The sequence below is a fragment of the Bradyrhizobium sp. GW821-FHT12B03 genome, from assembly GCF_058807535.1.
Map to the genome: position 1 here is coordinate 758490 of NZ_JBXAQU010000001.1, position 13566 is coordinate 772055.

Sequence of the window (13566 nt, forward strand, 5' to 3'; positions counted from 1 at the left end):
CTTTGCATTGGACAGCGATGGTGCGTCACGTTCTTCGCCACGGCTTTGAGGGATGGAGCCCGGCAAGATCGGCGCTTATTTGCACCGTGTCCATCATGTACCCAAACCGCCAGCATTTGGCTTCGCTGGTGCGGGCGTTCACCGATTTGGATCGGCGAGACGTTCAATACGCCGTAATGCTGCAGATCTCACGGCCGCCGCCCGCGCAGGCGCTCCTGCGGAGCAAGACTGTTGATCTCACATTGCTGAGCCGCGCGAGATCAAAGAACTTGCGCCTGCCGTGAGCCCGGCACGCGGCCTCGCCCAACCGCTTATGGGTACAGAACTGGCCTCGGGAAGGCTGCATTTTATGCGGAATGACTGATCATGGGCGGCGTGCACTGAGCCAGCAGACATCGCGCTTCGTAGATCTGGGCTGCCTGAAGCAGCAATGTCTCCGACCTGGGAGGCCCAATGATCTGAAGTCCGGTCGGCAGTCCGTTCTCGTTGAAGCCGGCCGGCACGCTGATCGCCGGACATCCCGCCATGGTGGCGCCGATCATCACTTCCATCCACCGATGATAGCTATCCATCGTCCGTCCGTTGATCTCCTTCGGCCAGTGCGTCTCGGCATCAAAAGGAAAGACCTGGGCCGCCGGCATCAACAGAAAGTCAAAGCGCGCGAATTGAGCCATCAGGGCCTTGAACCAGGCGCCGCGATCGAGGCCCGCCCTGTGCACGTCCAGTGCCGAAAGGTGGTGACTCCCCTCGATTTCCCATTGCGTCTCGGGCTTCAACAATTGTCGTTTTGCCGGATCGCGCCAAGCCTCGTCGTGCCGGCCGCCGATGGTCTGCTGGCGAAGGGCGACAAACGCGCGCCAGAGACGCTCCGGATCGAAATCAACCGCCGCGGGCTCGACCGACGCGCCCGCCTGGCTGAATATGGCCATCGACTGCCAGCAGAGCTCCAGGATGCCCGGCTCCAAGGACAGATGCCCACCGAGATCGCCCAGCCAGCCGAACCGGAGTTTCGTGGGGTCGAGCGGGGACGGTTCTTCGGTCAGGAATCCCGGTTCATCAAAAGACAGCGGCGCACGAGGATCGTAACCCGCCTGCACCGCGAGCAGCAGCTTCAGATCCTCCACACTGCGAGCCATCGGGCCCACGACCGACATCTGTCCGTAGAACGGGTCCGGACCATCCGCTGCCACGCGCCCTTGAGAGGTTCGCAGACCGAGCACATTGTTGAAAGCTGCGGGGTTGCGCAGCGAGCCGCCGGTATCGCTCCCGTCGGCCACAGGCAGCATGCGCATGGCCAAAGCGACGCCTGCACCGCCGCTCGACCCGCCGCCGACGCGAGACTGATCCCAGGCGTTGCGGGTCAGCCCAAAGATCGGATTATAGCTATTGGACCCGTATCCGAATTCCGGCACGTTTGTCTTGCCGATGATGATCGCCCCAGCAGCCCGCATGCGCGCGACATAGATGGCATCAACGTCAGGCACGAAGTCCGCATAGAGCGGCGAACCGAACGTCGTCCGCAGCCCCCGCGTCATCGCGATGTCCTTGATCGCGACCGGCAGGCCATGTAGCCGACCAGACCTTTCGCCGCGCGCGAGGGTCCGATCGGCCTGATCGGCTTCGGCGAGCAGTTCGGCGCGCGGCCGAAGCGAGACGATGGCATTGACCGACGGATTGACCTGCTCGATGTGATCGAGATAGGCGGCCATCGTCTCGCGGACCGACACTTCGCGGCACCTGATCATCCGAGCGAGAGGCGCCGCGTTCAGAAGACAGAGCGAGGACGGTGCCAAGGAACGAGTGTCAGGCGGCGACGTCATATCCGGCTTTCGTCTCATGTCCTGGTCGGAGATTGGTGAATGAAGTCGTGGCGCAACGCCTACCGGTCGTCTCGCCGCGACTCGATTGACCTGCGATCCGCCGACGCTGCGGGCGATTCGTCCCCCATGTCTCCGCCGTCAGCCAACTGCAACAGTTTCCTGACAATCTTGCGCCTTTCCATCACAGTGAAAGGCGACACGTCCGCCAATTCCATATACCAGAGGCCCTCGACCGCGAGATGCACGATGGCCGCTCGTTCGAAGTTCATCCCCTCGCTCATTTCGCGGAAACGTTGCGCATAATACGCTTTACCCAGGCGATTGTCCTGAAGGCCGGCCATACGAAGACGCGCGCTTGCACGATCGGCTTTGGACCGGTTGTGCATCGAAGCGATCGCATAGCCCTTGAGTTCCCGGGAGGGCGTTTCGGGGAGGCCTTCCGTGGTCCGGCGCCGGGCCTCGGCGTAGCGCTCGATCAACCGTTCGGCGAGAGCCTCGATCAACAATTCCTTGCCCGAGAAATGATATAGCAGCCCTCCCTTGCTGACGCCGGTACGCTCGGCAAGTGCGTCGAACGTCAGTGAGCCGACGCCGTCTTCAGCGATGAGGTCCAACGCAGCATCGAGGATGACGGGCCGCATGCTGGGCCGCCCGACGTTGCGTGCCGCGCGTCCCGGATGGACCGGCTTCGGGCTGGATTTTCTGGTCATCGAACGAGACGTCGCTCCTACTCCGGTCGAAACGATTAATTACTATACCGGTCGGACGGGTTCTGGCAATCGCCGCGAATGATCGTTTGACAGCCATTCCGGCCGGTGATTTATGTACCGTCCGGTCGGTATTGTAACGTGGCAAAGGCGACCGCTGAACACGGAAGTGGCGATGGGTATGATCGAACTGAGCTCCAGGGACGACGAGAGGCCGATCGACGCGACCGAGAAAGGCGGCCCGGGGCTGAGCCGCGACGTACCGCTGACCGCAACTCGGACTCAAAACTGGAACATCCTCGCCGAAGACCTCATGCTTCCCGTCGCCGTTTTGAAGCAGGACGCGCTGTTGCACAATGTCCGTTGGATGCAGCGATTCATCGAGGAGAGTGGAACGTCGATCGCACCTCACGGCAAGACCACGATGAGCCCCGCTCTTTTCGATCTCCAACTCGACGCGGGCGCCTGGGGACTGACCGTCGCAACCGTCCACCAATTGCAGGTCGCACGGCGCTTCGGCTATTCGCGGATCGTGCTCGCCAACCAACTGGTCGGCCGTCGCAACATCGATTACGTCCTGGAGGAGTTGAAACGTGACCCAAACTTCGAGTTTTGGTGCCTGATCGATTCACCCGAAAACGTGACTGTGCTCGCCGAGGCCGCACGCCGAGCAAACGCCGGGCGCCCCCTCAAGCTGCTGCTCGAGATCGGATATGTGGGCGGGCGGACCGGGTGCCGTACCATCGATCAGGCGCTGGCCGTCGCTCGCGCGGTTGGAGCAGCGGCCCCCTATCTCGGTCTCGCCGGGATCGAGGGGTTCGAAGGCATGATTCATGGCGAAACGATCGCACAAAGTGTCGCCATGGTCGCAGACTTTCTCGATCGGATCGCCTCCGTGGCTGAAATCTGCGGACGGGAAGGCCTGTTCGCGCCGGGTGAGGTGATGTTGAGCGCAGGCGGCTCGATCTACTATGATCTGGTCGCCGCCCGCCTTCGAAGTGTGGAGGTCGGCCAGCCGACCCGCGTCGTGCTCCGCAGTGGCTGTTACGTCACCCATGACGACATCCTCTACCGTCGCGTGTTCGAAGCTCTGCGGATGCGTCGCCCGGAATTGGCGGCAATGGACGGCGGCTTGCGTCCGGCTCTGGAGATCTGGGCCTATGTACAGTCGCGGCCCGAAGCCGAGAAGGCCATCATCGGCTTCGGAAAGCGCGATGCATCCTACGATGATCCGCCGGTGGCGCTGAAATGGTTCCGCCCCGGGGGTGCAATGTCGACCCCGGCGGCGATGCCGGAAGGCCATCGTGTCACACAGCTGAACGACCAGCATTGCCATCTGACGATCCCGGCGAGTTCTCCGCTCGCCGTCGGCGATATGGTTGCGTTCGGAATCTCGCATCCCTGCCTGACCTTCGATAAATGGCGGTTGATGCACGTCGTGGATGATGACTACGACTGCGTCTCATCGATCCGGACCTACTTCTAGATCGGCGATCCCCCGTCGGGCGGACGCGACATCGCGCCAACTCGGTCGAGGTTCGTCCTGATCGGAACCCGACGTGGAGGAGACGCCGCTCCAGGCGCGGCGTTTTTCTGTCAACCGAGTTCGGCCTGCCGAAGCAGATCCGCGATTGCGGCTTGATCGAGCGATGCCTCGCGGCCGATGAGCACGATTCTCGCCGTCAGGCCGTCCGGAAGCGAAGCGGGAGATTTCGCAAATGTTGCGCGCATCCCGACACACTGGAACAGGATCGACTCCGCCGGCCGTTCGACGAAAGTCATGATCCCCTTGATCCGCAGCGTGCGGGCGGCGAGCCGCTCTATCAATGACTGGAATCGGGCGATCGATATCGGTCGCCGGGACGTCCAGGTCATTGTCGCGAACGGCTCGGACGCGAACGGAATCCTCTGCGGCATGCTGCGCGTATCCGCAGCCTGGCGGCCAAACAGAAGATCGGGCGGCACGTTTCCAGAGCGCACATCGAAGACAACGGATGCCGGCTTATCGCGCGCCACAATAGCGCCAACCCGCCGGCTGGATTCGTCATCGATCAGATCTAGCTTGGTCAGCAACACCAGATCCGCCGCACGAAGTTGCGATCTCCACAGCGGATCACGCACCAAGTCCGGTTCATCCGTCACCCGTCTGGCATCAATGAGAGTCACCACAGTCTCCAACGGAGCGATCCGGAAGATGACCGGATCCATGAGCGCGCGGATTATCTCCGCCGGATCGGAAACTCCGGACGTTTCAATCGCGATAGCGTCGGGCGGGTTCGCGCGTTTCAGGACGTTGGCGAGGGTGCGCAGGAGGTCGCCCTGCAGCGAGCAGCAAATGCATCCGTTCTTGAGGCTGACGACTCCATCCGACACCGTACTCAACAGCGAGGCGTCGATATCGACGGCGCCGAAGTCATTGACGATGGCGGCGATGCGCCGTCCAGCCGGATTCGAGAGAAGATGATTTAGGAGGGTGGTCTTTCCTGCGCCAAGGTAACCGGAGATGAGCAGGACCGAAGCCATCATGGCGCAACAGCTCTCCGGACGGGTCGACCAGGCCGGGCATCAGCGACAAGCGAACCATCGGCGATGACACGCTGGCCGTGAACCAGGAGATGCCGGACCCCGTCCGCCGGCCGATTCATGTTGGCGAAATCGGCCCGGTCGCGCAAGGCGTCCGCATCGAATACGACAATGTCGGCGTCGCAGCCGGTCTGCAGACGGCCCTTTTTCTTCATGCCCGGTGTCGAGTCCGCCAGGATTTCCGCCGGAATCAGGGTGCATTTCCCGATCCCCTCCATCAGCGGGATGTTCTTCCGGTCGAAGACCCAATCGCGCAGAAATTTCGTGAACGTGCCCGACGAACGCGGATGGGACACGGCGTCCTCCGGGAGCGGCCAGGCGTCGCCCTCGTAGGAGACCCCGTTCGCCAGTACCCATGGCATCGCGTCGGAAGCGATCGCACCGCCGGGGTACAATACTGATACGTCGAGCAACTCGCGATGACGAGGATCGATGTCGACATCGAGAAAGTGGATCAGGACCAGAGAACTCGGATCCCGTTCCTGGACTTCGAGCAACTCCTTCCGGTTGGCGAAGCGACGACGCTCGGTGACCAGTTCGACCGCGCCGAAATGCTTGAATGTCGGGCTAGACAGAAAGTCGGCACCAACGAAGGTCGAGCCGGTGCCGTAAGGATAAGCTTCGACCGAGACCTTCAGACCCTGCGCTTGCGCGGTTTTGACGAGAACGGCGGCGCGCTCGACGTCCCGTTGGCTGGAACTGTTGAAATGGCAGATGTGCATATGGGCGCCCGTCGAACCAGCGAGCCCGATCAGTCGCGTATACGCATCGATCGAGCTTCGCGGATCTTCGTGCGACGTGTAGGCAATATGGGTAAAGGTCGGAACGCCGTGCGCGGCCGCCAGGCTGCACAGCTGTGACAGTTCCTTGACGCCGGTTCCCGGCGCGTATGCGTTGGGAAAGGCGATACCGATCGCGCCTTGCGCAAGCGCGGAATCGACACGCTCGAGGATTTCAGCGAGCTGATCGGGAGCGGCGACGTCCTCGATCCATCGCCTGTCACCCGACGCACGCCCCATTCCCCCGACACCCGACACGACCTGTTGCTCGGTCATCGTGGCAATGCGCGCGAAGACCCAGCCGGCCGATGCCCCGTAGTTCAGCGTCCGCCCGAGCGCCGCCTGTTCGTCGTACCATTTTGCGACCGGCAGCACGCCGACCTCGAGTTCGAGCGTCGTGGTCACGCCATCGAACGCTTGCATCCGATCGGCGGGCAGCGATTGGCCATGCGCATGAAGGTCGATGAATCCCGGGCTCACGACGAGGCCGTCGGCATCGATAGAGATGTCGGTTCTCCCGCCGACATCGCCAATCGCAGCAATGACGCCATCCTTTATGGCGACATCTGCGATCCCGTCCCTATTGGTCTCCGGGTCAAGCACGCGTCCGCCCCGGATGATCAGATCGAATTGGTTCATGGCGCAAACAGTTCCATAAGGCAGCGACAATCGTTCGTTTTCGAGAAGCGGAGCGGCGAAGGGCTATCGATGCCGAGCCCAAGGGTCAGTCCGTCTTGTCGACATTCCAGAAAAATGGCGCGACCGCGCATTCGAGCACGCCGGTCAAGGATTTCCGCCACGCACTTGGAGAATGGAATTGACCCAACGGGACATAGATCACCTGGTCGTAGGCCTCTTTCTGGATCTCATAGGCGAGGCGTTTTTGTTCGCTCAACGTCGGCGCCTCGGCAAAGGCCTCGCGCAGCTCTTCCATCTTGGGATCATCAGACCATCCAAACCACGCAGTCTTCCCTTTGCCGCTGATCGAACCGTTGACGAGCGGATTGACCACGTCGGCGGCTCCGGAGAAGGTGAAAAACATGCTCCACCCGCCCTCCTTCGGCGACTTCATGCTCACGCGACGGCTGACTGCGGTTTGCCAATCGGTCGATTGCAGGTCGACTTTGAAGCCGGCTTCGCGAAGCAGCTGGGCGGCAACGATCGGCTGCGCCTTCTGAAGAGCGACATCGGTCGGTGCCAGGATCACGACGGGCGTTCCGTCGTAGCCGGATTCGGCGAGCGCTTTCTTTGCCAGAGCCATGCCGTTGCCCTTGATCAAAGTATCGGCCCCGACCTCGGTGGCGAACGGCGTACCGCAAATGAAGTAGGCGCCACAGACCTCGTAGTATTCGGGGTTGCCGATCTGAGCGTCGAGCATGTCCTTTTGATTGAGGGCAAGCAGAGCCGCACGACGCGCCTTCACATTGTCGAAGGGCGGTTGAATGAAGTTCATTCGTCCGATCGACTGATAACCCAGCTTGTTGAGCGTGCCGACCGTGATATCCGGATTGGCTGCCAGGATCGGGAGCATTTCGTAGATCGGAGCCTCCACAAAGTCGACGTCGCTGGCTTGCAGAGCGTTTATCGCGGTTTGCGCATCCGGCATCGTGATCCATTCGACGCGATCGACGCGAACGACCTTGCCGCCCGAAGTCCAGTTCGGCGGCTCCTTGCGAGGAACGTAATCGATGTTCTTCTCGTACACGGCCTTCACGCCGGGGCGAAACTCCGAGTATAGGAATTTGAACGGCCCGGATCCGATGTGCTCTTCAATCTGCTTGCCTTCCGGCGTCTCCGCCAGCCGCTTCGGCATCATGAATGGCACCAATGACGACGGTTTGGCGAGAGTCTCCAGGACGAATCCGAACGGCTCCTTCAACTTCAAGACGACCGTCTTGTCATCGGCAGCACTGAGATTCGCCGTCTTCGACATCAGCATCTGCGCCATGATGTCGTGCCGGCCCCATCGCTCCAGCGAGGCCACGCAATCATCCGCCATGACGGGGGTACCGTCATGCCATTTCAGGCCATCCCTCAAGGTCAGCGTATAGATGAGCTTGTCGTCGGACACCTTCCAATCGGCCATCTGCGGCCGTATCTTGAAGTCGGCGTCGATCCCGAGCAGGGTGTCGTAGATCATGTAGCCGTGATTGCGCGTGATGTAAGCCGAGGTAAAAACGGGATCGAGAAGGCGGAGGTCCGACCCCATGACCGCCGTCAGGGTCTTCTTGCCGGATGCCGCAACGGCGCTCGATGACGCGATTGCCGGAAAAGCAACAGCTGCCGGCAGAGAGCCTGCGATCTTTAGAAGCTGGCGGCGCGACACTGAAGACATATCGATCGACTCCTGGGTTAGGAAAGTGACGAAACTGCCGCGAGCGACGGCTGTCCCACCGCGCGGAAGTTGGCGAAATCCCAATTGCGACCTGGCGCCGCTTCCAGCAGCGCGCGGGTGTAAGGTTCTTTCGGATTGGTCAGGACGTCGCCGGCCCCGCCTTGCTCGACGATCCGGCCCTTCTGCATAACCACGACGTCGTCGCAGATCTGCGCGGCGACCCGCAGATCGTGGGTGATGAACAGGATCGCGATGCCCAGACGCTGCTGGATCACGTCGAGCAGGTCCAGAACCTGCGCCTGCACGGAGACGTCGAGTGCCGACACCGCCTCGTCGGCAACCAGCACCTCCGGATCGAGCGCGAGCGCCCGTGCGATGGCGACGCGCTGGCGTTGGCCGCCCGAGAACTGGTGCGGGAAGCGCGAGATGGAATCAGCGGATAGTCCGACCAGTTCCAGCAGCTCCCGGGCGCGCGCCATTGCCTGGGCGCGCGGCGCGCCGTAATTGATCGGTCCTTCCGCGATGCTCTCGCCGACCGGCAGCCGCGGATTGAGCGAACGATAGGGATCCTGGAACACGATCTGGATCCGCTTGCGATGCGGCTGCAGTAGCCGGCGCGTCAGGAACGAGATTTCGTGGCCGGCCAGGCGCACGCCGCCCGAGGTCGGGTCGATCAGGCGGACGATACAGCGCGCCACCGTCGACTTGCCGGAACCGCTTTCGCCAACGATGCCGAGTGTGCGCCCCTTGCGCAGCGAGAGGCTGACCTTCTGGGCAGCCGCGACCTCGCGGGCTTTGCCGAACATCGACCGCTCGCGATAGACCTTACCGAGTTCGTTGGCCTCCAGCACCACTGGCTCCCTGGTCTCGGGCCGGGGTGGCCGCGGAACCAAGCTCGGCACGGCGGCGAGCAGATTGCGCGTATAGTCCATCGTCGGCCGACGCAGGATTGCTTCCAGCGTACCGGTCTCGACCAGGCGACCCTGGCGCATCACGGCGACGCGGTCTGCGATCTCGGCCACGACGCCCATGTCATGGGTGATGAACAACACCGCCGTGCCGTGGCTGCGCTGCAGCTCGCGGATCAGGCCCAGGATCTGCTTCTGCGTGGTGACGTCGAGCGCGGTGGTGGGCTCGTCGGCGATCAGGAGTTTGGGTTCGAGCACCAGCGCCATCGCGATCATGATGCGCTGGCGCTGGCCGCCGGAGAGCCGGTGCGGGTAGGATCGGAAGATGCGCTCGACGTCGGGCAGATGCACCTGGTCCATCATATCCAGGATGCGCCTGCGGCGGGCGCGGGCATCCAGCAAGGTATGCGAGCGCAGCACCTCGTCGATCTGCTTGCCGACCGGCACCACCGGGTTGAGCGCGGTCATCGGCTCTTGAAAGATCATCGCCATGGTGCTGGCACGCAGCTGCCGCAGCCGGCGCTCGGTGGCGGCGAGGAGCTCCTCGCCGACCAGCCGCACGCTTCCGCCGATCGGCTGCAGCGTTTGCTTCGGCAGCAAGCCCATCGTAGCCAGCGAGGTCACGGACTTGCCGGAACCGCTTTCGCCGACCACACAGAGCGTCTCACCCCTGGCGACCTTGATCGAGATGCCGTCGATGATTCGGGGACCCGCAGTCTTTCTGGTCTTGCCGAGCGCGACAACGAGGTTATCGATGTCGAGTATGGTGTCCGTCATCTGCCTTCTCGCTGCTTCATGCGCGGATCGAAAGCGTCGCGCGCGGCGTCCCCGATCAGGTTGATCGAGAGGATCGCGATCGACAGCAGCAGGCCCGGCCAAAAGATCAGCGACGGCTTGATCTGGAAGTATGCCCGTCCTTCGGCCATGATGTTGCCCCAGGTCGGGGTTTCCGGATTGATGCCGGCGCCGAGAAAGGACAAGATCGCCTCGGTCAGGATTGCCGCGGCGCAGACAAAGGTGCCCTGGACGATCAAGGGCGCGACCGTGCTCGGCAACAGATGCCTCCACATGATCTTGGGCAGCGACGAGCCAAGCGATATCGCGGCTTCGACATACGGCTCTTCTCTCGCCGACAGTACGACGGCGCGCACGAGGCGCGCGACCCGCGGAACCTCCGGGATCGTGATGGCGATCAGCACGGTCGTCACGGTGGCACCGGACAGGGAGACGACCGCGATCGCCAGCAAAATCGACGGGATCGCCATCAGGCCGTCCATGACGCGCATCATTACGGCATCGACCCACTTGAAGAACCCTGAGACGAGGCCGATCACGAGACCGATCACGGTGGAGATAATCGCTGAGCCAATTCCGACCAGCAGCGAAACGCGGCCGCCGTAGATGGTGCGTGACAGCAAGTCACGTCCCATCGCGTCCGTCCCGAGAAGAAATTGCGCACTTGGCGGCTTGAGACGCTGTGCAGGCGCCAGCAACATCGGATCATGCGGCGCGATCCACGGTGCAAAAAGGGAGAGCAGCACGATAGCTGCCAGACAGATTGCCGCGATTAGAATGATAGGGGTCGAGGTGAGAACGCCGAACCGCCCGCTCAGACGCGTTATGAGCGGGATCGACTGTTCCGTGTGCGTGACGATCGCCATTGACGACAGACCTCAATAACGGATGCGAGGATCGAGCAGAGAATAGGCGAGGTCGATCATCAGATTGACAGCAAGATAGATAAAGGAGGTCAGAAGGATCATCCCTTGGATGACCGGATAATCGCGCGCAAGCACCGCGTCGACGGTGAGACGCCCGATGCCGGGCAGGTTGAACACGCTCTCGGTGACGACGACGCCGGAGATCAGAAGTGCGAAGCCGGAGCCGATGACGGTAATGACGGGGACGGCAGCGTTGCGGAGGGCGTGCGCCAATAGCACTCGGGTCTCGCCAATTCCCTTGGCGCGAGCGGTGCGGACGAAGTCTTCACCGAGCACGTCGAGCATCGCAGCGCGCGTCATCCGGGCGATCAACGCGACATAGATGAAGGACAGAGTTATCGTCGGCAGCACGATCCGCTGGACGAACGGGCCGGCTCCGTCGGCAAGGCTCCTGAAACCCTGGACCGGCAACCAGCGCAAATCGATCGAAAATATCTCGATCAGCACATAGCCGAGCACGAACGCCGGCGCCGAAAAGCCCAGGACCGAAAGGGCCATCACGAAGCGATCGATCCAGGTGCCGTGCCTCCACGCGGCGACCACACCGAGGGGCACCGCGACCAAGACGGACAGCACGATCGTGGACAGCGCGACCGACATGGTCGGCTCGATCCGTTGACCGATCATCCGCAGCACGGGAACGCGGGAAATCAGCGATACGCCGAGATCGCCCGACAGAAGCTGCTCAACCCAGTGTGTGAACTGGATATAGATTGGTTCATTCAGTCCGAGCGAGGCACGGATATGCGCCAGTTGTTCCGGCGTCGCGTTGTCGCCGGCAAGGATCGCGGCCGGGTCGCCGGGTGTCAACCGTAGCAGCAGGAATACGAAGATCGCCACGACGCACATCACCGGTATGGTGGCGACGATACGGCGCAACAGATACCAAGACATCGTGGCGCTCCGGTCCATCGATCAACGGCCGGCTGACGGATCGACCGGCCTGTGCGTGAGATGCTGCGAGGTGCGCCGCGCCGGTCCTCCGGCGCCGGGCGACCGATGGCGGGCTACGGGATGACCGTCATCTCATCGGCCAGCCCCCGGCAATCCATTTCGAAATCCACGTCCTTCACCGGGGGCCGGCACGGACACCAGTTCAGCCCGTTTCTGGCGGCTCCGGCGCGGACGATCAGGTCCATGAAGGCGGAGGAGAAGTCGAACACCGTGTAGGCGCGGGCCGCGGTCGTATCGGACCAGGAAAGACCGAGTGATGCGAGCCGATCGGTGATTTCCGAGAACGTGCGCTCGGCCTTTTTGCGCATGCCGGCCGCAGATGTATCGCGAAACGCGACGACGGACTCCTCCATGGTGCTTTTTCCAGCGATCGTCTCGGCCCCGCCGGAAATCACGAATGAGGGATTTTTGCCGTCACCGGCGGCATCCGGAGCGACATAACTGAAGGCGTAAAAGCAGGATTCCGCCGGCGGATCAATTTCTGGACAGACATTGCTGCGGGCGATCGGATTGTCATCTCCAACGAAGATGCCCCAGCTCCGCAGCGTGTCAGCATAGATCTTGTTGAACTCAACGAATCCGTCCGGACTGAACGGGAGGGCAGAGCGAAGCTCGCAGGCCACGAAGGACGTCAGAGGCAGCTTCTTCGATTTCAGGTAATTCTCGATCCAGGCAAAGCCCTCGGACATCGGAAGCAGCCTGGCAAAGCAGATTCGATGGATGCGAAAGCCGGGAAGAGCCTGGACACCCGATGAGTACTGAAAGGCATGCGGAATGTAACGATATCCGCGATCGTTGAGGGTCTTAACGGCAGAGGACATATCAGGCTCTCATCGGTAGTGGCACGACAGGAAGGCGATTGTTCCCGACGCCAGAAAACGGCGGCAGGACTTCACGAATTCGAGGCGGCTTTCTGCCGACCATCGCCGGCTCCATGTCACCAAGAATGGGCGCGTAGACGTTTGTTGGCGTCGGCGTATGTGACGTCACTAGCTTCACGAAGTTGCAAACAAAGGGCAGCTGCAGCCGCCATTTATATACCGACCATATGGTATATAAAAGCAGACTCAAACTGGGGTGTCAACGGTCTCCTCGTTCGGGAGGATGCTCGTTCTCGCGTCCGAGCAACTCCAAGAGCAAGGTCGTGCCGTAGTGGCATCGAGGTCTCCGGCGAGCTCAAAGAATAGATTGCGAACCGCGGCGAAATCGATGATCGGCGAAGGTACAAGGTACAATCGGCCGCGCGCGTGCTGCGGTGCTATCGCCTTTATTTTCATGGACGTGGCTGCCACCAGCGTAAGGGAGCGTGTCCCGTTCCGCGCAGTGCTTCGAGCATCGCTCGAGCCGGGGTTCGACCAAAGCGCCGCCTGCTGATCCTTCAGCGAGGCCGCCTGGACCACGGTATCGGCGTTCCGAGCAGCCGAGGCAGTGCCCGTCGGATCAGCCAGGTCGCCGAGCATAACCACGAACTCTGCTCGACCGCTTCCTTGGCCGCGACCCGCATGAGCCCTATCAAAGCGTGCTTCATCGTAGTGTGGCGCAGATTCAGAAATCGTAGAGAGGCGCCGGTTTTGAACTCTTAATCAGCGGGTCCCAGGTTCGAGCCCTGATGCGCCCACCACCCTCAAGAGGCTGGCCCGCAAGGGCCTTTTTCTTTCCTCGATCGAAGAAGTCTGGTGTCGTACGACGTTTTTGCGGTCTGACCCGGCATGGCCGGCTTGCTCCACGACTTTTCCTCGCTTCTCTGGCCTTACCCCTC

The 13566-nt window shown here is 61.9% G+C and carries 10 protein-coding genes; 1 reads left to right on the forward strand and 9 read right to left on the reverse strand.

Features of this window, described 5'->3' with window-relative positions:
• Positions 1-347: 347 nt before the first annotated feature.
• Together AC1RUR_RS03680 and AC1RUR_RS03685 are read right to left on the reverse strand one after the other, a co-directional pair.
• Positions 348-1838, reverse strand: a complete 1491-nt coding sequence (locus AC1RUR_RS03680) for an amidase (RefSeq protein WP_492841393.1) — start codon at positions 1836-1838, stop codon at positions 348-350.
• A 41-nt stretch (positions 1839-1879) separates the two neighbouring features.
• Positions 1880-2530 (reverse strand): TetR/AcrR family transcriptional regulator, encoded by a 651-nt coding sequence (locus AC1RUR_RS03685; RefSeq protein ID WP_492841395.1) that lies wholly within the window; start codon positions 2528-2530, stop codon positions 1880-1882.
• A gap of 172 nt (positions 2531-2702) precedes the next feature.
• Between AC1RUR_RS03685 and AC1RUR_RS03690 the strand changes: the two genes are divergently transcribed.
• Positions 2703-4013 (forward strand): amino acid deaminase, encoded by a 1311-nt coding sequence (locus AC1RUR_RS03690; protein WP_492841397.1) that lies wholly within the window; start codon positions 2703-2705, stop codon positions 4011-4013.
• 110 nt (positions 4014-4123) lie between these two features.
• Here the strand turns inward: AC1RUR_RS03690 and AC1RUR_RS03695 are convergent, their stop codons facing one another.
• The 7 genes from AC1RUR_RS03695 to cnbZ form a co-directional block, all read right to left on the reverse strand.
• On the reverse strand, positions 4124-5053 hold the full coding sequence (locus AC1RUR_RS03695) for a CobW family GTP-binding protein (protein WP_492841399.1): 930 nt from the start codon (positions 5051-5053) through the stop codon (positions 4124-4126).
• Positions 5050-6528 carry an amidohydrolase family protein gene (locus AC1RUR_RS03700; RefSeq protein ID WP_492841401.1) on the reverse strand — a complete coding sequence of 493 codons (1479 nt, stop codon included), beginning with the start codon at positions 6526-6528 and terminating at the stop codon, positions 5050-5052. Before AC1RUR_RS03700 ends, AC1RUR_RS03695 begins: the two co-directional genes overlap by 4 nt.
• Before the next feature lie 85 nt (positions 6529-6613).
• Positions 6614-8224 (reverse strand): ABC transporter substrate-binding protein, encoded by a 1611-nt coding sequence (locus AC1RUR_RS03705; protein WP_492841604.1) that lies wholly within the window; start codon positions 8222-8224, stop codon positions 6614-6616.
• A gap of 17 nt (positions 8225-8241) precedes the next feature.
• Positions 8242-9909: an ABC transporter ATP-binding protein gene (locus AC1RUR_RS03710; protein ID WP_492841403.1), complete on the reverse strand. Its 1668-nt coding sequence runs from the start codon at positions 9907-9909 to the stop codon at positions 8242-8244.
• Complete coding sequence (locus tag AC1RUR_RS03715; RefSeq protein ID WP_492841404.1) at positions 9906-10793, reverse strand: ABC transporter permease; 888 nt, start codon at positions 10791-10793, stop codon at positions 9906-9908. Before AC1RUR_RS03715 ends, AC1RUR_RS03710 begins: the two co-directional genes overlap by 4 nt.
• Positions 10794-10805: 12 nt before the next feature.
• Positions 10806-11747: an ABC transporter permease gene (locus tag AC1RUR_RS03720; RefSeq protein WP_492841406.1), complete on the reverse strand. Its 942-nt coding sequence runs from the start codon at positions 11745-11747 to the stop codon at positions 10806-10808.
• A gap of 113 nt (positions 11748-11860) precedes the next feature.
• The gene (gene cnbZ / locus AC1RUR_RS03725; protein WP_492841408.1) at positions 11861-12628 is read right to left on the reverse strand and encodes a 2-amino-5-chloromuconate deaminase CnbZ; all 768 of its coding nucleotides are present in this window, start codon (positions 12626-12628) and stop codon (positions 11861-11863) included.
• Positions 12629-13566: the final 938 nt, after the last annotated feature.

Coding starts and splice junctions, on each gene's coding strand:
- AC1RUR_RS03680 (WP_492841393.1), bottom strand. CDS start 1,838: ATGAGACGAAAGCCGGATATGACGTCGCCGCCTGACACTCGTTCCTTG.
- AC1RUR_RS03685 (WP_492841395.1), bottom strand. CDS start 2,530: ATGACCAGAAAATCCAGCCCGAAGCCGGTCCATCCGGGACGCGCGGCA.
- AC1RUR_RS03690 (WP_492841397.1), top strand. CDS start 2,703: ATGGGTATGATCGAACTGAGCTCCAGGGACGACGAGAGGCCGATCGAC.
- AC1RUR_RS03695 (WP_492841399.1), bottom strand. CDS start 5,053: ATGATGGCTTCGGTCCTGCTCATCTCCGGTTACCTTGGCGCAGGAAAG.
- AC1RUR_RS03700 (WP_492841401.1), bottom strand. CDS start 6,528: ATGAACCAATTCGATCTGATCATCCGGGGCGGACGCGTGCTTGACCCG.
- AC1RUR_RS03705 (WP_492841604.1), bottom strand. CDS start 8,224: ATGTCTTCAGTGTCGCGCCGCCAGCTTCTAAAGATCGCAGGCTCTCTG.
- AC1RUR_RS03710 (WP_492841403.1), bottom strand. CDS start 9,909: ATGACGGACACCATACTCGACATCGATAACCTCGTTGTCGCGCTCGGC.
- AC1RUR_RS03715 (WP_492841404.1), bottom strand. CDS start 10,793: ATGGCGATCGTCACGCACACGGAACAGTCGATCCCGCTCATAACGCGT.
- AC1RUR_RS03720 (WP_492841406.1), bottom strand. CDS start 11,747: ATGTCTTGGTATCTGTTGCGCCGTATCGTCGCCACCATACCGGTGATG.
- cnbZ (WP_492841408.1), bottom strand. CDS start 12,628: ATGTCCTCTGCCGTTAAGACCCTCAACGATCGCGGATATCGTTACATT.